Raw genomic sequence first — 17,900 nt, 5'->3', positions numbered from 1 at the left:
GGGTCGTACGCTGCCGCCATGCCCCACGACCTCCTCCGGGTGCTGGCAGCGGAGCGCCCGGCTTCCTTGACGCACGCGGAGTTGTGGGTGGATCCGGAGCCGCTCCGATGACCGCTCCCCTCCTCGCCCCCTTGCGGGAAGCCCGGTTCCGCGCCCTCGTCACCGGCCGGAGCCTGGCCGACTTCGGAAATGCCGTTGCGCCCTTTGCCCTGGCCTTCGCCGTCGTTGATCTCACCGGGTCCGCCGTGGACCTCGGGGTGGTCGTCGGGGCTCGGTCGCTCGCCAACGTGCTGCTCCTGCTGTTCGGCGGGATGCTGGCCGACCGGCTGCCGCGGTCGGTCATCCTGCAGGGCACCGAAACCGCCGCCGCCCTCACGCAGGCCGCCGTGGCCGCGAGTGTCCTCGGCGGATTCGCTTCCATCCCCCTGCTCGCCGGGCTCGGGCTCGTCAACGGTGCCGTCTCGGCCATCTCGCTGCCCGCGGCCGCGTCGCTCACGCCGTTGACCGTGCCCGGCTCGCAGCTCGCCCAGGCGAACGCGCTGGTCCGGCTGCTGTCGAACGCCGGGCGCATCGCCGGGGCCGGGCTGGCCGGCGTGCTCGTCGCCTTCGCCGGCTCCGGCTGGGCGCTCGCCGGGAACGCCCTGCTGTTCCTCGCCGCCGCGCTGGCGTACCGCCGGATCCGGCTGCCGCGCGGCGAACGGGTTCCCGGCCGCCGCCCGCTCGCCGAACTCGCCGAAGGCTGGCGGGAGTTCCGCGCCCGGTCGTGGGTGTGGCTGGTGGTGCTGCAGTTCATGGTCGTCAACGCCGTCAACGCGGGCGCGCTGCTGGTGATCGGCCCGCTGGTCGCCGACGACACCTTCGGCCGCACCGGCTGGGGGCTCGCGCTGGCCGTGCAGACCGCCGGGGCACTGCTCGGCGGCGTCCTCGCCGCCCGCTGGCAGCCGCGGCGGATGCTGCTCGTCGGCGTCGCGCTGATCGTGGTCGACGCGTTGCCGATGCTGGTCCTCGGCGAGACGCCGTACCTGCTGCCGCTGCTGCTCGCGATGTTCCTCTCGGGCGTGGCGATCGAACAGTTTTCCGTCGCATGGGACGTGTCGCTGCAGGAGAACATCCCGCCGGACAAGCTCGCCCGCGTCTACTCCTACGACATGCTCGGCTCGTTCATCGCGATACCGATCGGCCAGATCAGCGCGGGCCCGCTGGCCGAACACGCCGGCCGATCGGCGACGCTCCTGGGCGGCGCGGCCCTCGTCGTCGGGGCGACCGCACTCGTGCTGTGCAGCCCGCAGGTGCGCGGCCTGGTCCGCCGGGCGCCGGCCGGCGCGAGCTGACCTACCGGCCCACGCGGGGTCCGGACGTCAGGTCGCGGTGGCCGTCGAGGCGCCACCAGCTCTCCAGCGTCTCGCGCAGCGCCTTCAGCAGCTCGCCGCCCGTTTCCAGCGGGACCAGCGCCGTCTTGCCGTCGTCCACTCGCAACGCCGCTGCCAGCCGGTCGCCCTGGTCGATGAGGCCGACCACCACCCGCGTTGGCTGCCCGGTTGCGTCGACGGTGGGGATGGCTCGTTCGTAGCGCCAGCCTTGAGCGTTCATCCGGCCGACAGTGGCACAGCTTTACCCTCCGGGGTCCGGGGTTCACTCTCACGTGTGGTCAGGCCGGCGCCCAGGGGCGGACTTCCTCCAGCAGCTTCGCCACGGCCAGCACCAGGTCGTCCGAGTGCCGCGGTCCGACGATCTGCAGGCCCACCGGCAGGCCCGCCGATGTGCGCCCGGCCGGGACGCTGATCGCCGGCTGCTGGGTCATGTTGAACGGGTACGTGAACGGTGTCCACTCCGGCCACTCGCTCAGCCCGCTGCCCGGCGGCACGTCGTGCCCGGCCTCGAACGCCGCGATCGGGAGCGTCGGCGTGATCAGCACGTCGTAGCGCGTGTGGAACTCGCCCATCCGGATGCCCAGCGCCGCCCGCTCGGCGGTCGCGTCGAGGTAGTCGCTCGCCGTCCACTTCCGGCCGGATTCCCAGACCTTGCGCAGGCCCGGGTCGGTCCGCTCCTCGGAACCCGGCGGGAACGAGTCCAGCAGCTTCGCCGCACCCGAGGACCACAGGATGTCGAACGCCGGCTTCGGGTCGGCGAAGCCCGGGTCGGTCTCCTCGATGTGCAGGCCGGCGTCCCCCAGCGCGCGGACCGCGTCCGCGACGATCGCGGCCACCTCCGGGTCGACGTCGACGTAGCCGAGTGCCGGCGAGAACGCGGCGATCAGGCCGCGCACGTCCCGCCGGACGGCCTCGCGGAACGACCCCGCCGGTGGCGCCAGCGCGGCCGGGTCCCGGTGGTCGGGCAGCGACAGCACGTCCAGCAGCAGCGCGATGTCGTCCACCGACCGCGCCATCGGGCCGGCGTGCGAGAGCGGGCCGAACGGGCTCGCCGGGTAGAGCGGGATCCGGCCGTGGGTCGGCTTCAGCCCGGCGATGCCGCAGAACGACGCCGGGATCCGCACCGAGCCGCCGCCGTCGGTGCCGACCGACAGCTCGCCCATCCCGGCCGCGACGGCCGCGGCGCTGCCGCCGCTCGACCCGCCCGCCGTCTTCGACGGGTCCGCCGGGTTGCGCGTGATGCCGCGCAGCGGGCTGTCGGTGACGCCCTTCCACCCGATCTCGGGGGTGGTCGTCTTGCCCAGCAGCACCAGGCCGGCCTCGCGCATCCGCGCGGCGACCGGGCTGTCGACGTCCCACGGCTGGTCCGGGTCGATGCTCTTCGAGCCCCGCACGGTCGGCCAGCCCCGGGTGAGGAACATGTCCTTGATCGAGGACGGCACGCCGTCGAGCCAGCCGATCGGGTTGCCGTCCCGCCAGCGGACCTCGGACGCCTTGGCCTGCTCCAGCGCCCGGTCGGCGTCGACGAGGCAGAAGGCGTTGCAGTCGCCGTCCCGGGCTTCGATCGCCTGCAGCGCGTTCTGCGTCGCCTCGACCGGCGACAGCTCACCGGTCGCGTAGGCGGCGACGAGCTCGCCGGCGGTCAGCATCCTGTCGTTCATCCGGCTCCTTGGTTCCCCGACGGCACGTACCCGAGCGTCTTGTCGACGACGTTGCGCAACGGCTCCCCCGCGCGCCAGCGGCGGAAGTTTTCGGTGAACACCTCGACCAGGGTGTTCCGCCAGCCGGCAAAGTCCCCCGACATGTGCGGCGAGATCAGCACGTCCGGCATCGTCCACAGCGGGCTTTCGGCCGCCAGCGGCTCGGTGTCGAACACGTCGAGCGCGGCGCCGGCGATGGCCTTCGTGGCCAGCGCTTCCACCAGGTCCGACGTCACCACGAGCTCGCCGCGGCCCACGTTGACGAACCGCGCCGACGGCTTCATCGCGGCGAACGCGCGCGCGTCGAACATGCCCTTGGTGTGCTCGGTCAGCGGCGCGACCGCGACGACGTAGTCGGCGTGCGGCAGGATTTCGGTGAGCCGCGCGGACTCGTGCACCACGCCGAAGTCCGGGTCGCCGGTGCGCTCACGGCGTCCGGCGCCGCGCACCCGCATCCCGGCCGCACGCAGCAGCCGCGCGATGGCCCGCCCGATCGGCCCGGTGCCGACGACCACCACCTCCCGCCCGGCGATCCGTTCGCTCTCGCGGTGCAGCCAGCGGCCCTCGCGCTGCAGGTCGTGCGAGCGCGCGAAGTCCTTCGCGAAGGCGAGCACGACGCCCAGCACGTACTCCGCGATGGCGTCGTCGAAGACGCCCCGCGAGTTCGTCAGGACGACGTCGCTCTCGCGCAGCCCGGGGAACAGCACGGGGTCGACCCCCGCGCTGGCGATGTGCAGCCAGCGCAGCCGGTCGGCCGCGTGCCACGCGCCGGGCACCGCCGTGGAGAGGAAGTCGTAGACGAAGAGGGCGTCCGCTCCGGACAACGCTCCGGCGAGGCCCGCCGCGTCCGTGTAACGCAAGACCGCCCCGGATTCGACAGCACGCATGTCCGGTGGGCGGGACTCACCGCAGAGCACGGCCAGGACGGGAGCTTCCCGGTGTTCCGAGGCGATCACGTTGACACGGTAAAAGTCACTCGTATGATTGTCAACAATCCGAGGAACGACCCCCGGAGCACCGGACTGCACATTCCGGAGGCTGAGCCTTGGATTTCGACTTCCTCGCGTTCGACGGCCCGCTGGCCCAGCGGGGCATCGGTGTCATCGGTGTCATCGCCCCCTTCGACCTCCACGGCGACGCCGAAGCGATCTTCGTCAGCGGCACCAACCTCCCCACCTACGACCTGATCGAACCCCTGGAAGCCGCGCTCGGCAAGCCGGTGCTGACCGCCAACCAGCTGACGATGTGGGCGTGCCTGCGCCGGATGAACCTCCCATCGTCGGACCGGGAGGTGGCTTCGTGACGTGTCGTGAAGATTTTCCTTGACCACCCCTCTAGGATTGTCGACAATTTGCGTCCCCTCCGGAGGTTCCGTGCCCACCATCGGTTTCATCTACCCCGACCACGCGGCCGAAGACGACTACCCACTGGCCGAGCAGCTGCTCGGCGGCGCGGCCGTCGACGAGGGCGACATCCGGCTGGCGGTCGAGCACATCTACGGCACCGACAAGCACGCGGTGGCCGAGCTGCTGGACCTCGGCAGCGAGGCCCGCCTCGCCGACGGCGTCGCCCTGCTCAAGAAGCACGAGCCCGCCGCCGTGATCTGGGCGTGCACCAGCGGCAGCTTCGTCTACGGCTGGGAAGGCGCGCGCGACCAGGCCGAGCGCCTCACCGCCGTCGCCGGGGTCCCGGCCTCCAGCACCTCCTTCGCGTTCGTGCACGCCGCGCGTGCGCTGGGCGTCAAGCGGGTCGCCGTCGCCGCCGGCTACCCGGACGACATCGCCCGCCTGTTCGTGGACTTCCTCGAGGCCGGCGGCATCGAGGTCGTCTCGATGGCCGGCGCCGACATCGTCACGGCCGCCGAGGTCGGCGCCATGAGCCCGGAGGCCGTCGTCGAACTCGCCGTGCGCCACGACCACCCGGACGCCGAGGCGGTGCTCGTGCCGGACACCGCCATGCGCACCCTCGGCGAGATCAACACCGTCGAGGCCGCGCTCCGCAAGCCCGTGCTGACCGCCAACCAGGTCACGGTCTGGGAGGGGCTGCGCCTGACCGGGCAGCACCGCCTCGTCCGCTCGCTCGGCGCGCTCTTCCGGCACCTGCCGGACGGGAGCGCCTGACATGGCCCTGCCACCGGGCACGCTGCCCGAGATCGAACCGGTGAGCCGCGAGTCGACGGCCGCCGTGATCGCGCGCCAGCTGCGCGACGCGATCATGACCGGCGCCCTCCGGCCCGGGACCCAGCTCGGCGAGACCGAGCTGGCCGCGCGGTTCCAGGTGTCACGGGGGCCGCTCCGGGAAGCCATGCAGCACCTGGTGTCCGAAGGGCTGCTGCGCAGTGAACGGCACCGCGGGCTGTTCGTGATCGACCTCGAGCCGGGCGACGTCTACGACATCTACGCCGCCCGCTCCGCGATCGAGCGCGCCGCCATGCTGCGCGCCCTGCGCGGCGGCGACCGCGACCGGATCGCGGACCTGCTCGAGCAGACCGTCGCCGAGATGGCGACGGCGGCGAGCGAAGACGACCCCGGCGCGCTCTCCACCGCGGACCTGAAGTTCCACGAGGCCCTCATCAACGCGTCCGGCAGCAAGCGGCTCGTGCGGATGGCCCGGACGCTGCTCATCGAGACGCGGATGTGCCTGACCGCGTTGCAGAGCACGTACCAGCGGGTCGAGGAGCGCGTGGAGGAGCACACGAAGCTGATCCAGGCGCTTCGGGACGGCGACGAAGAAACGGCGCTGACCCTGCTCGACGCCCACATGGAGGACGCGGTGCAGCGGCTCGCGCCGGGCACGAGCCTGAAGGACGGGCACGCCCCGCCGGTGCCGGGCAACGCGTGATCGCAGGGCCGGCCCGCGTGATCGGCGGGTCGGTTCGCGTGCCGGGGCGGTCGGCTCGCGTTCCTGAGCGCTCGGCTCGCGTGACGGGTGCCCGAACTCGCGTGATTCGGGGCGGGACTCGCGTGATTGGGGACGGAACTCGCGTGATTGAGGGCGGAACTCGCGTGACTGGGCGGGCATCTCTCGTGATTGGGCGGGCATCTCCCGTGACTGGAGAGGCATCTCGCGTGACTGGAGAGGCATCTCGCGTGACTGGAGGGGCATCTTGCGTGACTGGAGGGGCATCTTGCGGGAGGGGGTGAGTGTTGGGTGGGGGTTAGCGGGCATGGCGGGGTCCTAGGACCGGCTGGCCGGCGCGGCCGTCGCGGTAGTCGGGGGACCAGGGGAAACGGCCCTGGGCGTCCGCGTGGACCAGTTGCAGCGCGCGGATTTCGGGGCCGTACAACGCCGTCGCGAACACCAGGTGGGCCGACGGCTCAGCGAGTGAGACGACCTCGATGAGCCGGCCGTCGTCCAGGGGGATGTGGTCGCCCGGCGCCAGGGGCGAGCCGCGCAGGGCGCGGGATGCCTGGGAGTTCAACAGGTTGCCGGCCGCGAGGGCCGGGAGGCCGGTCACGACCAGCTCCGGCAGGCCGTACCCGCTCAGGCCGATCGTGTAGGCCCACGGCGGGTACGGGCCGGCTCCCTCCACCCCCTGCACCAGCCAGCCCCGGTCGGCTACGCCGCAGCGAAGCCGTTCCAGGTAACCGGATCTGTCCCGGTTCTCGCACTCGAAGCACATCGGTGACTCCTCCCCTTCGGTGGGCTCGGGACCACCGTGCCGGAGGGCACCGACAAAAACTCAGCCCAGCGCTTCGGCCACCGCCGTGCCGAGCCGTTCTGTGGTATCCGTGCCGCCGAGGTCGGGCGTGCGCACGCGGCCCTCGTCGAGCACCCGGTCCACCGCGGCGCGGATCGCTTGTGCGGCAACGGTTTCGCCGAGGTGTTCGACCAGCATCGCGGCCGCCAGGATCTGTGCCACCGGGTTGGCGATACCCTGCCCGGCGATGTCCGGAGCGCTCCCGTGGACCGCCTCGAACATCGACGGGAATTCACCCGATGGGTTGAGGTTGGCGGACGGGGCCATGCCGAGGCCGCCGGTGATCGCGGCCGCGAGGTCACTGAGGATGTCGCCGAAGAGGTTCGACGCCACCACGACGTCGAGCCGGTCCGGCGCCTGGACCATCCGGGCCGCCAGCGCATCGACGTGCACCTGTTCACTGCGGACGTCCGGGAACTCCGCCGCGACCTCGGCGAAGATCTCGTCCCAGAACGGCATCGAGTGGATCAGGCCGTTGGACTTCGTCGCCGAGCAGACCCGAGAAGACCGCGTCCGGGCCAGTTCGAACGCGTACCGGATGATCCGGGTGACGCCGACGCGCGTGAAAACCGATTCCTGCAGCACGAATTCGTCCGGCCGCCCGGCGTTGTGCCGCCCGCCGATCGCGGAGTACTCCCCTTCGGAGTTCTCGCGGACGATGACCAGCTCCAGCTCCTCGGCCTTCCGACCGGCCAGCACGGACGTCGTGCCCGGCAGCAGCCGCACCGGGCGCAGGTTGACGTACTGCTGGAACGCCCGCCGCAGCGGGATCAGCAGGCCCCACAGGGAAACGTGGTCCGGGACGCCGGGGAAACCGACCGCGCCGAGCAGGATCCCGTCGAACGCCGAAAGCTGCGAAACCCCGTCGTCCGGCATCATCGCGCCGACCCGGGCGTACCGCTCGCAGCTCCAGTCGAACTCGGTCCACTCCAGCGAAAAACCGAACCGAGCGGACGCCCGGTCGAGGACCTTGCGGGCCTCGGCCGTGACGTCCACGCCGATCCCGTCGCCGGGGATGCTCGCCAAGCGGCGGGTCGTCACAGGGCCACCGCGATGTACTTCGTCTCGAGGAACTCGTCGATGCCGACCGACCCGCCTTCGCGGCCGAGCCCGGACTGCTTGATCCCGCCGAACGGCGCCGCCGGGTTCGACACGATCCCCTGGTTGAGCCCGATCATGCCGGCCTCCAGAGCTTCGGAGACCCGCAGCGCGCGCTTGAGATCACTGGTGAAGACGTAGGAAACCAAGCCGAACTCGGTGTCGTTCGCCTTCGCCACCGCCTCTTCCTCGGTGTCGAACAACGTGATCGGGGCGACCGGCCCGAAGATCTCCTCGTGCGTCAGCCGCGCCTCCTGCGGGACGTCGGTCAGCACGGTGGCCTGGTAGAAGTGGCCCGGCCCGTCGACTTCCGAACCGCCGGTGAGCACCTTCGCGCCGCGGTCGGTGGCGTCCTTGACCAGCTCCGTGACCTTCTCGACGGCCTTGTCGTCGATCAGCGGGCCGACCACGACGTCCTTCTCGGTGCCGCGGCCCATCGGCAGCGCCTGCATGCGCTCGGTCAGCCGCCGCGCGAACTCGTCGACGACGCCGCGCTGCACGTAGAACCGGTTCGCCGCCGTGCACGCCTCGCCGATGTTGCGCATCTTCGCCTGCATGGCGCCTTCGATGGCGGCGTCCATGTCCGCGTCGTCGAAGACCAGGAACGGCGCGTTGCCGCCCAGTTCCATCGACGTGCGGAGGATCTTGTCGGCGCACTGCTCGAGCAGCTTGCGGCCGACGCCGGTCGAGCCGGTGAAGGAGAGCTTGCGGGCGCGGCCGTCGCGGATCAGCGGCTCCATCACACCGCCGGAGTCGCTGGTCGTGACGACGTTGAGCACGCCTTCCGGCAGCCCCGCCTCGGCGAGGATGCCGGCCAGCGCGAGCATCGACAGCGGCGTCTGCGCGGCGGGCTTGATCACCGCCGTGCAGCCCGCGGCGATCGCCGGGCCGATCTTGCGCGTCCCCATCGCCATGGGGAAGTTCCACGGCGTGATCAGCAGCGTCGGCCCGACCGGCTGCTTCGTGATCAGGAACCGGCCCGAGCCGTTCGGGGCGGTTGCGTAGCCGCCGCCGATGCGGACGGCTTCCTCGGCGAACCAGCGGAAGAACTCCGCGGCGTAGGCGATCTCGCCCTTCGACTCGGCGAGCGGCTTGCCCATCTCCAGGGTCATCAGCAGCGCCAGTTCCTCCTGGCGCTGCATCAGCAGTTCGTAGGCGCGGCGCAGGATCTCGCCGCGCTCGCGGGGCGCCATCTTCGCGAAGCCGGCCTGCGCCGCGACGGCGGCGTCCAAGGCCGCAACGCCGTCCGACGGCGAAGCGTCGGCCACGTGGCACAGCTCCTTGCCGGTGGCCGGGTCGACCACCGGGAAGGTCTTCCCGTCCTGGGCAGCGACCCACTTGCCGCCGATGAACAGTTCCTTGCCGACCGCCTCGACGACGCCGGACTCGGTGCTCGCGCTCATCCCGACTTGCTCCTCACGTGTTGTCCCGAGAGCCATGCTATGGATATTGTCAACAATCGACAACCCGCCCAGACCGACCGAGGAGCACGCTGTGGCCCAGCTCTCTCCGCTGCTCAAGCAGGCAACGCCCGTCGTGGTCGACCACGGTGAAGGGGTTTACCTCTACGACGTCGAGGGCAAACGCCACCTGGACTTCACCGCCGGCATCGGCGTCACGAGCACCGGGCACTGCCACCCCCACGTCGTCCGGGCCGCGCAGGAGCAGATCGGGAAGCTCGTCCACGGGCAGTACACGACGGTCATGCACAAGCCGCTGCTCGAGCTGACCGAGCGCCTCGGCGAGGTCCTGCCGAGCGGCCTCGACTCGCTCTTCTACGCGAACTCGGGCAGCGAAGCCGTCGAAGCGGCATTGCGGCTCTCGCGGCAGGCGACAAAACGCCCGAACGTCCTCGTCTTCCAGGGCGGCTTCCACGGCCGGACGGTCGCGGCCGCGAGCATGACGACGTCCGGGACGCGGTTCAGCGCCGGCATCGGCCCGCTGATGGCCGGCGTGCACGTCGCCCCCTTCCCCTACGCCTACCACTACGGCTGGGACGAGCAGACGGCGACGAAGTTCGCCCTGCGCGAGCTGGATTACCTGTTCCAGACCATCTGCGCGCCGAACGAGACTGCGGCGTTCTTCGTCGAGCCCGTGCTCGGCGAAGGCGGGTACGTCCCGGCGAACACGGAGTTCATGGCCGGCTTGCGGGAGCGCGCCGACCGGCACGGCATCCTGCTCGTCGTCGACGAGATCCAGACCGGCTTCGGCCGCACGGGGAAGTTCTGGGGCCACGACCACTTCGACGTCTCGCCGGACATCGTCCTCATCGCGAAGGGCCTGGCGAGCGGCTTCCCGCTGTCCGGCATCGCCGCTTCGCAGGAGCTGATGGCGAAGGCGTTCCCCGGCTCGCAGGGCGGCACGTACGGCGGCAACGCGGTCTCGTGCGCGGCGGCGATCGCGACGCTCGAAGTCATCCAGCAGGAGAACCTGGTCGAGAACGCCGCCGAGCGCGGCCGCCAGCTGCTCGAAGGCGCGCGGGTGATCGCGGACAAGACGCCGTCGATCGGCGAGGTGCGCGGGCTCGGGCTGCTGGTCGGCTCGGAGTTCACCACCGCCGACGGCGAGCCGGACACCGCCACCGCGCAGGCCGTGCAGCAGGCGGCGGCGAAGAACGGCCTGCTGCTGCTCACCTGTGGGCCGTACATGAACGTCGTCCGCATGGTGCCGCCGCTGGTCGTCACCGCCGAGCAGGTCGACGAGGCGCTGCGGATCTTCGGGGACGTCGTCGCTTCGGTCACGGGGAACTGAGGGAGATCGGCAACCCGGCGTACGGCTACGACGAAGGCAGCGAAGCGCACAGCGATCGGGCGATGGCGGCGGCCGCGCAGGACCTGTGGCTGCGGGGGGTCGAGGGCGAGAGGCTCTCGTTCGCGCGCTTCACCCCAGGGCGGTCAGCTGCTCGAAATCGGCGTCGGAAAGCCCGATTTCCGCGGCGGCGCAGTTTTCTTCCAGGTGCGCGATCGACGACGTCCCCGGAATCGGGATCACCACCGGCGAGCGCCGCAGCAGCCAGGCGAGGGACACCTGAGCGGGTGTCGCACCCAAGGCGGCCGCGACCTTGCCGAGCACCCCGCCGGCCGTCGCGTGGTCACCCCGCGCGATCGGCAGCCACGGGACGAACGCGATCCCCTCGCGCTCGCAGTGGCCGAGCACGTCGTCGGACGCGCGGTCGGTCAGGTTGTAGCGGTTCTGCACGCTCGCGATCGGTGCGACGGCCCGCGCCTCGGTCAGCTGCGCGACGCTGACCTCGGACAGCCCGATCCGGGCGACCTTGCCCTCGTCCCGCAGCCGGGCGAGCGCGCCGACCTGGTCGGCGAGTGGGACTTGCGGGTCGATCCGGTGCAGCTGGAGCAGGTCGAGGTGATCGACACGCAGCCGCCGCAGCGAGAGTTCCGCCTGCTGCCGGAGGTATTCGGGCCGGCCGAGCGGAACCCACTCGCCGCGGCTCGGCCGCGCGTGCCCGCACTTCGTCGCGACGAGCAACCCGCGGTAGGGGTGGAGTGCGTCGGCGAGGAGCTCTTCGTTCAGGCCCAGGTCATAGGCGTCGGCGGTGTCGAAGAACGTCACGCCGAGCTCGGCCGCCCGGCGCGCGACCGCCTTGGCGCCGTCTTTCACGTGGTCCCATTCGGTGAGCCGCATGGCGCCGAAACCGAGGCGGTGCACCGAAAGGCCGTCTTCGAAGGTGTAGGTCGAGGTCATGCCGGAAGCTTCGCCGCCGTCGCCGTCACCCACCAGAGATTTAGCCTGAGCTAAATCGACAGAACGTGAAAAACCTTCATAGCACCGTACCGGCAGTACGTACTACGCTGCGGTAACCACAGCGACGGCGCGGAGGAGACACTGCCGATGGGCGACGTGGCAGCACGGCTGGCCGAGATCGTCGGGGACAAGAACCTGCTCACGGGCGAGGCGATCTCGGAGGACTACGCGCACGACGAGGCGTTGACGGCGGAGCCGCAGAAACCTGCGTACGTCGTGAAGCCGGCAACGGCCGAAGAAGTCGCGGAGCTGCTCAAAGCCGCTTCGGAGTACAACGTCCCCGTGACGGCTCGCGGCTCCGGGAGCGGGCTTTCCGGGGCGGCCCGGCCGACGGCCGACGGCCTCCTGATCTCGTTCGAGCGGATGAACGCCGTCCTCGAAGTGGACACCGGGAACCACGTCGCCGTCGTGCAGCCCGGGGTGACCCTCGCCGAACTCGATGCCAAGGCCGCCGAAGCCGGGCTCGGTTACACCGTCTACCCCGGTGAACTCAGCGCGAGCTTGGGCGGGAACGTCGGGACCAACGCCGGCGGGATGCGGGCCGTCAAGTACGGCGTCACCCGCAACAACGTGCTCGGCCTGCAGGCCGTGCTGCCGACCGGCGAGATCATCCGGACCGGCGGCAAGACGTCGAAGATCTCCACCGGCTACGACCTCACGCAGCTGATCATCGGCTCGGAGGGCACCCTCGCGCTGGCCACCGAAATCACCGTCAAGCTGCACCCGCGGCTGGCCCACGGCGCCACGGTGCTCGCCCCCTTCGGCGACTTCGGCCAGGTGATGGCCGCCGTGCCGGAGATCCTCTCCAGCGGGCTCGCGCCGCACATCCTCGAGTACATCGACAACCTGACGATGGCGGCCATCGTCTACAACGAGAAGCTCGAGCTCGGCGTCCCGGACAAGATCCGCGAGACCAGCGAGGCGTACCTCGTCGTGGCGCTGGAAAACCGCGAGACCGGACGGCTCGAGGAGGACGTCGAAACCGTCGGCGAGCTGCTCGGCGAACTGGGCGCCACCGACGTCTACGTCCTCGACGGCAACGCCGCCCGCAAGCTCATCGAGGCCCGCGAGAAGGCCTTCTGGACCGCGAAGGCGGCCGGCGCCGACGACGTGATCGACGTTGTCGTGCCGCGGACCGCGATGCCGCAGTTCATCACCAAGGCGCGGGAACTCGCGATGGCCGCGGGCGGCGGCGCGCTCGGCTGCGGGCACGCCGGCGACGGCAACGTCCACCTCGCCATCTTCTGCAAGGACGCGGCCAAGCGGAAGCAGCTGCTCACCGACGTCTTCGCGTACGCCATGGAGCTCGGCGGCGCGATCTCCGGCGAGCACGGCCTCGGCCGCACCAAGGCGCACTACCACGCCGAACTCGAAGACCCGGCGAAGATCGAGCTGATGCGCCGGATCAAGCAGAGCTTCGACCCCGCCGGGATCCTCAACCCCGGTGTTCTCTTCCCCGAAGGAACCGCATGAGTGAGCTTGCGAACGAATCATTCAACACAGCGTTTGCCGCTCAGGCCGCGCCGAGCGTCAGCGAGGTGTGCCCATGAGTGAGCTGAACGGCGCCCAGTCCCTGATCCGCACGCTGGTCGACGCCGGCGTCGAGGTGTGCTTCGCCAACCCCGGCACGTCGGAGATGCACTTCGTCGCCGCGCTCGACACCGTCCCCGAGATGCGGGGCGTGCTGGCGCTGTTCGAAGGCGTCGTCACCGGTGCGGCCGACGGGTACGCGCGGATCGCGGACAAGCCCGCCGCCACGCTGCTGCACCTCGGCCCCGGCCTGGGCAACGGCCTGGCGAACCTGCACAACGCGCGCCGCGCGCACACGCCGATCGTCAACGTCGTCGGCGACCACGCGACCTACCACAAGCAGTACGACGCGCCGCTGGAGTCGGACATCGAGGCCGTCGCGGGCTCGCTGGAAGGCTGGGTGCGCCGTTCGGAGCACACCAAGGACGTCGGGGCGGACGCCGCCGCCGCGGTCGCCGCCGCGCAGGACGCGCCCGGCCGCGTCGCCACGTTGATCCTGCCCGCGGACGCTTCGTGGGGCGAAGGCGGCGAGACCTGCGCGCCGATCCCGCCGCGCGTGCCGCAGGCCGTCGACGCCTCGACCGTCAAGGACGTCGCCGCGGTGTTCGGCACCGGGGAGCCGGTGGCGCTGCTCATCGGCGGCAGCGCGTGCCGTGAAGATGGCCTTCGCGCCGCGAGCCGGATCGCCGCCGCGACCGGTGCCAAGGTGTTCGTCGAGACGTTCCCGGCGCGGCTCGAGCGCGGTGCCGGGCTGCCGTCGATCGAGCGGCTCGGTTACCTCGCCGAACAGGTCGCCTACCAGCTCGACGGCATCAAGCACGTCGTCGTCGCGGGCACGAAGGCGCCGGTGTCGTTCTTCGCCTACCCGGGCAAGGCGAGCGACCTCGTGCCCGAAGGCGCGCAGGTGCACACGCTTGCGGCGGTCGGGCAGGACGTCACGCGCGCGCTGGCCGAGGTCGCCGGGCTGGTCGCCGCGGACACCGAGCCGGTGCTGGCGGAGGCGTCCCGGCCCGCGCTGCCGAGCGGGCCGCTGACCCCGCAGAACTGGGTCGACGTCATCGGCGCGCTGCTGCCGGACAACACGATCATCGCCGACGAAGCCAACACTTCCGGCCTCATGCTGCCGATGGCGACGGCCGGCGCGCCGCGCCACGACGTCCTGACGCTGACCGGCGGCGCGATCGGCTACGGCATGCCGGTCGCGACCGGGGCGGCCGTCGCCGCGCCGGACCGGCCGGTGCTGAACCTGCAGTCCGACGGCAGCGCGCTGTACACGATTTCGGCGCTGTGGACGCAGGCGCGGGAGAACCTGAACGTCACGACGGTGCTGCTCAACAACCGCGCGTACGCGATCCTGCGGCTGGAGCTGCAGCGCGTCGGCGCGGCTTCGGGCGGCCCGAAGGCGAACGACCTGCTCGACCTTTCGCGGCCGGACATGGACTTCGTGAAGATCGCGGAGGGCATGGGCGTGCCGGCTTCGCGGGCGACCACCGCCGAGGAGCTCGCCGAGCAGCTGCAGCGGGCCTTCGCCGAGCCCGGCCCGCACCTCATCGACGCCGCGGTGCCGCCGCTGCTGTGAACCGGACTATTCTCCCGTCACACCTTCGACCCGGGAGCGGCGGATGAGCGACGACGAACACGCGAAGCGGGGCATCGACCTCGAAAGACCGAACGCCGCGCGTGTGTACGACTACATGATCGGCGGGCAGCTGAACTACGCCGTCGACCGGATGTTCGCCGACCGGATCCTGGGTGTGCTGCCGAACGCGAAGCACATGGCGCTGGTCAACCGGGCGTGGCTGCGCCGGGCCGCGCGGTTCGCGGCGGAGCAGGGCATCCGGCAGTTCCTCGACATCGGCTCGGGCATGCCGACCGTCGGGCACGTGCACGAGGTCGTCCAGTCGATCGACCCGGCGTGCCGGGTGGTCTACGTCGACAACGAGCCGATCGCCGTCGCGCACAGCGAGATCGTGCTGGAGGGCAACGAGAACGCCGCCATGGTCCAGGCCGACGCCGAGCGCCCGGACGAGGTGCTGGACCACCCGGTCACCGAGGCGATGCTGGACTTCAGCGAGCCGGTCATGGTGATCATGGCGGCGTTCATCCACTTCATCCCGGACTCGCGGGGCCCGGCCGGGCTGATCGCCGCCTACCGCGACGTGCTCGCGCCGGGCAGCTACCTCGCGTTGTCGTCGGGCACCTGGGAGGGCCAGGGCGAGGAGTCCCAGCGCTCGGTCGCGCTGTACGAGAAGAGCGGCACGCCGCTGACCCTGCGTTCGCCCGACGAACTGCGGGCGCTGGTGAAGGGCTTCGAAATCCTGCCGCCGGGGATCGTGTTCACGCCCGAGTGGCGCCCGGACGGCCCGCTCGAAGACCCGCCGGAGCAGGCGGGCGGCCTCGCGCTGGTGGCCCGCAAGGAGCGCTGATGGCCGATGAGCTCGCCACCCGCGGGATCGACTTCGACAGGCCCAACGCGGCCCGCGTGTACGACTTCCTGATCGGCGGCAAGCTGAACTACGCCATCGACCGGGAGTTCGCCGAGCGGATCCTCGAGGTGCGGCCGGAGTCCCGGGACCTGGCCCTGCTGAACCGGCGGTGGCTGCGCCGCGCCGTCCGGTTCGGCGCCGAGCAGGGCATCCGCCAGTTCCTCGACATCGGCTCGGGCATGCCGACCGTGGGGCACGTGCACGAAGTCGTCCAGTCGATCGACCCGGAAGCCCGCGTGGTCTACGTGGACAACGAGCCGGTCGCCGTCGCGCACAGCGAGATCGTGCTGAAGGACAACAACAACGCGGAAATGGTGCAGGCGGACGCCGAGTTCCCGGACACCGTCCTCGAGCACCCGACGACCGAGCGGCTGCTGGACTTCGGCCGGCCGGTGATGGTGATCATGGCGGCGTTCATCCACTTCGTCCCGGACTCGCGGAACCCGGCGGGGTTGATCGCGGCCTACCGGGACGCGCTCGTGCCGGGGAGTTACCTGGCACTGTCGTCGGGCACGTTCGAAGGACAGGGCGAGGAGGTCCGGCGCGCCGCGGAGCTGTACCGGAAGAGCGGGACCGACGTCTTCGCGCGCTCGAAGGAAGAGCTGCGCGCGCTGGTGGACGGCTTCGAGATCCTGCCGCCGGGGATCGTGTTCACGCCGCAGTGGCGTCCGGACGACCCCGCCGAGGCCGGCGAGCGCCCGGAGCTGGCCAGCCAGCTGGCCCTGGTGGCCCGCAAGAACTGAGCGGCTATTCTCGCGGCACACCTGACTCCAGGAGCGGCGGATGAGCGAAGACGAGTACGCGCGGCGGGGCATCGACCTCGACAAGCCCAATGCCGCGCGCGTGTACGACTACATCCTCGGCGGGCAGCTCAACTACGCCGTCGACCGGATGTTCGCCGAGCAGGTGCTGGCCGCGCAGCCGAACGCGCGCGAGCGGGCGCGGCTCAACCGGCAGTGGCTGCGCCGGGCCATCCGGTTCGGGCTGGACCAGGGCATCCGGCAGTTCCTCGACATCGGCTCCGGCATGCCGACCGTCGGGCACGTGCACGAGGTGGCCCAGGCCGTCGACCCCGCCGCGCGGGTCGTCTACGTCGACAACGAGCCGGTGGCTGTCGCGCACAGCGAGATCGTGCTCGAAGGCAACGAGAACGCCGCGATGGTGCACGCCGACGCCGAGTTCCCCGACGACGTCCTCGAACACGACATCACCGAGATGATGCTGGACCTGGACCAGCCGGTCATGGTGGTGATGGCGCTGTTCGTGCACTTCATCCCGGACTCCCGCGACCCGGCCCGGCTCATCGGCGCCTACCGCGACGCGCTCGCGCCCGGCAGCTACCTCGCCCTGTCGTCCGCCACCTACGAGCAGCAGAGCGACAACACCGCCCGCGCCGTCGCGATGTACCAGAAGAGCGCGAACCCGGTGACGCCCCGCTCGGCCGACGAGCTGCGGGCGCTGGTCGACGGCTTCGAGATCGTCGACCCGGGCATCGTGTTCATCCCCGAGTGGCGGCCGGACGGCTCCGCGGAGATGCCCGCCGACCCCGCCGAGTGCGGTGGGCTGGCGCTGGTGGCGCGCAAGAACTAGCCCTGAAGAAGCCCGCCGTGACACTGATTCCGCAGGTCACGGCACGACGCGTTGAGGTTCCCGTTTTCGGAGACCCTTCGAGCAGGGGTAAAACGTTTCGGGGCGCTTGACGCCGTCCGGCCGCCGCTGGCACGGTCGGCCTGGCAAGAGTGCCTCACCCGGCTGGGAGGCCGGCACTCTCGTCAACTGGGGTTGGCTCATGGGGGAAGGCGGAAGACTGATGACCGGAGACCTGCGGTTCCCCGCGGCGCTCGGGCGGCGGCTGGGGTGCCTGCCGCACGCAGGTGGTTCGGTGTAGTTCTTCGTCCCGGCTGTCACGGACCGCTTTTGCTGCCGGTGCGTGCCCCGGTGGGCGGAAGCCGCGGGCGTCCCGTCGGCAACGCCGTTCATATCTTTCGACGGCGAAGAAATAATACTTGCAATTCTCCACGGCGGTGAATCCACCCCGGGCCACATCCGCTGAGCCCATTCCGACTGTCCATCGGCGGGCGTATTCCGCGAGGAATAAATCGAAGGAAAGCGGGATTTCTTAGTGCATCTGAGAACCAGAATTCTGGCCATCATCACGTTCACCCTGTCCGCGGTCGTGGCCGTGGCCGCGCCGGCACCGGCGGCCACCGGCCCCCAGACCGTGGAACTCGCCGCTCCAGCCGGCAGCGGGCTA

General features: G+C 71.0%; 16 protein-coding genes and 2 pseudogenes. 11 read left to right on the top strand and 7 right to left on the bottom strand.

The annotated features are described in order from the left end of the window. Positions 1-107 precede the first annotated feature (107 nt). Complete coding sequence (locus Q5425_RS14085; RefSeq protein WP_308672648.1) at positions 108-1,331, top strand: MFS transporter; 1,224 nt, start codon at positions 108-110, stop codon at positions 1,329-1,331. Position 1,332: 1 nt separating this feature from the next. Here the strand turns inward: Q5425_RS14085 and Q5425_RS14080 are convergent, their stop codons facing one another. From Q5425_RS14080 to Q5425_RS14070, 3 genes are read right to left on the bottom strand one after another with little or no spacing between them, the layout of a single operon-like run. Beyond that, positions 1,333-1,590, bottom strand: a complete 258-nt coding sequence (locus Q5425_RS14080; RefSeq protein ID WP_308672647.1) for a hypothetical protein — start codon at positions 1,588-1,590, stop codon at positions 1,333-1,335. 58 nt (positions 1,591-1,648) lie between these two features. Then, entirely contained in the window at positions 1,649-3,031 is a 1,383-nt protein-coding gene (locus Q5425_RS14075) for an amidase (protein WP_308672646.1), read from the bottom strand. Then, positions 3,028-4,026, bottom strand: a complete 999-nt coding sequence (locus Q5425_RS14070; RefSeq protein ID WP_308672645.1) for a D-2-hydroxyacid dehydrogenase — start codon at positions 4,024-4,026, stop codon at positions 3,028-3,030. Before Q5425_RS14070 ends, Q5425_RS14075 begins: the two co-directional genes overlap by 4 nt. A 173-nt stretch (positions 4,027-4,199) precedes the next feature. On the opposite strand from Q5425_RS14070, the pseudogene Q5425_RS14065 reads away from it, so the two are divergent. From Q5425_RS14065 to Q5425_RS14055, 3 genes and pseudogenes are all read left to right on the top strand, one after another. Next, positions 4,200-4,383: pseudogene (locus Q5425_RS14065) on the top strand (Asp/Glu/hydantoin racemase); the annotation flags it as partial. Positions 4,384-4,443: 60 nt separating this feature from the next. Next, complete coding sequence (locus tag Q5425_RS14060) at positions 4,444-5,190, top strand: maleate cis-trans isomerase (RefSeq protein ID WP_308672644.1); 747 nt, start codon at positions 4,444-4,446, stop codon at positions 5,188-5,190. A 1-nt stretch (position 5,191) separates the two neighbouring features. Next, on the top strand, positions 5,192-5,911 hold the full coding sequence (locus Q5425_RS14055; protein WP_308672643.1) for a GntR family transcriptional regulator: 720 nt from the start codon (positions 5,192-5,194) through the stop codon (positions 5,909-5,911). A 316-nt stretch (positions 5,912-6,227) separates the two neighbouring features. Here Q5425_RS14055 and Q5425_RS14050 read toward each other — a convergent pair whose 3' ends face one another. Genes Q5425_RS14050 through Q5425_RS14040 form a run of 3 tightly spaced genes read right to left on the bottom strand, consistent with a single transcriptional unit; the run spans position 6,228 to position 9,271 of the window. Further along, entirely contained in the window at positions 6,228-6,692 is a 465-nt protein-coding gene (locus Q5425_RS14050) for a DUF4262 domain-containing protein (protein WP_308672642.1), read from the bottom strand. 60 nt (positions 6,693-6,752) lie between these two features. Continuing rightward, complete coding sequence (locus Q5425_RS14045; protein WP_308672641.1) at positions 6,753-7,811, bottom strand: tartrate dehydrogenase; 1,059 nt, start codon at positions 7,809-7,811, stop codon at positions 6,753-6,755. Next, positions 7,808-9,271, bottom strand: a complete 1,464-nt coding sequence (locus tag Q5425_RS14040) for an NAD-dependent succinate-semialdehyde dehydrogenase (RefSeq protein ID WP_308672640.1) — start codon at positions 9,269-9,271, stop codon at positions 7,808-7,810. The genes Q5425_RS14045 and Q5425_RS14040 overlap by 4 nt, the downstream gene beginning before the upstream one ends. A gap of 91 nt (positions 9,272-9,362) precedes the next feature. Here Q5425_RS14040 and Q5425_RS14035 point away from each other — a divergent pair, with 91 nt between their 5' ends. Together Q5425_RS14035 and Q5425_RS45740 are read left to right on the top strand one after the other, a co-directional pair. Next, entirely contained in the window at positions 9,363-10,619 is a 1,257-nt protein-coding gene (locus tag Q5425_RS14035; RefSeq protein ID WP_308672639.1) for an aminotransferase class III-fold pyridoxal phosphate-dependent enzyme, read from the top strand. A gap of 2 nt (positions 10,620-10,621) precedes the next feature. Beyond that, positions 10,622-10,750: pseudogene (locus Q5425_RS45740) on the top strand (DUF3830 domain-containing protein); the annotation flags it as partial. Here the strand turns inward: Q5425_RS45740 and Q5425_RS14030 are convergent. Continuing rightward, the gene (locus Q5425_RS14030) at positions 10,749-11,570 is read right to left on the bottom strand and encodes an aldo/keto reductase (protein WP_308672638.1); all 822 of its coding nucleotides are present in this window, start codon (positions 11,568-11,570) and stop codon (positions 10,749-10,751) included. The pseudogene Q5425_RS45740 and the gene Q5425_RS14030 overlap by 2 nt on opposite strands. A 147-nt stretch (positions 11,571-11,717) precedes the next feature. Here Q5425_RS14030 and Q5425_RS14025 point away from each other — a divergent pair, with 147 nt between their 5' ends. The 5 genes from Q5425_RS14025 (at position 11,718) to Q5425_RS14005 (ending at position 17,236) form a co-directional block, all read left to right on the top strand. After that, a complete protein-coding gene (locus Q5425_RS14025; RefSeq protein ID WP_308672637.1) occupies positions 11,718-13,103 on the top strand; it encodes an FAD-binding oxidoreductase in 1,386 nt (461 codons plus the stop codon). 73 nt (positions 13,104-13,176) lie between these two features. Beyond that, positions 13,177-14,739, top strand: coding sequence for an acetolactate synthase large subunit (locus tag Q5425_RS14020; RefSeq protein WP_308672636.1), 1,563 nt, complete (start codon positions 13,177-13,179; stop codon positions 14,737-14,739). A 43-nt stretch (positions 14,740-14,782) separates the two neighbouring features. Next, positions 14,783-15,586: an SAM-dependent methyltransferase gene (locus Q5425_RS14015; protein ID WP_308672635.1), complete on the top strand. Its 804-nt coding sequence runs from the start codon at positions 14,783-14,785 to the stop codon at positions 15,584-15,586. Continuing rightward, positions 15,586-16,389, top strand: a complete 804-nt coding sequence (locus tag Q5425_RS14010) for an SAM-dependent methyltransferase (RefSeq protein ID WP_308672634.1) — start codon at positions 15,586-15,588, stop codon at positions 16,387-16,389. The genes Q5425_RS14015 and Q5425_RS14010 overlap by 1 nt, the downstream gene beginning before the upstream one ends. A gap of 40 nt (positions 16,390-16,429) precedes the next feature. Next, complete coding sequence (locus tag Q5425_RS14005; RefSeq protein WP_308672633.1) at positions 16,430-17,236, top strand: SAM-dependent methyltransferase; 807 nt, start codon at positions 16,430-16,432, stop codon at positions 17,234-17,236. Positions 17,237-17,900: the final 664 nt, after the last annotated feature.

This window comes from Amycolatopsis sp. A133, from assembly GCF_031082405.1.
GTDB lineage: Bacteria > Actinomycetota > Actinomycetes > Mycobacteriales > Pseudonocardiaceae > Amycolatopsis.
Note: the sequence above shows the minus strand (reverse complement) of the source record. Positions and strands in the feature narration are given on the sequence as shown.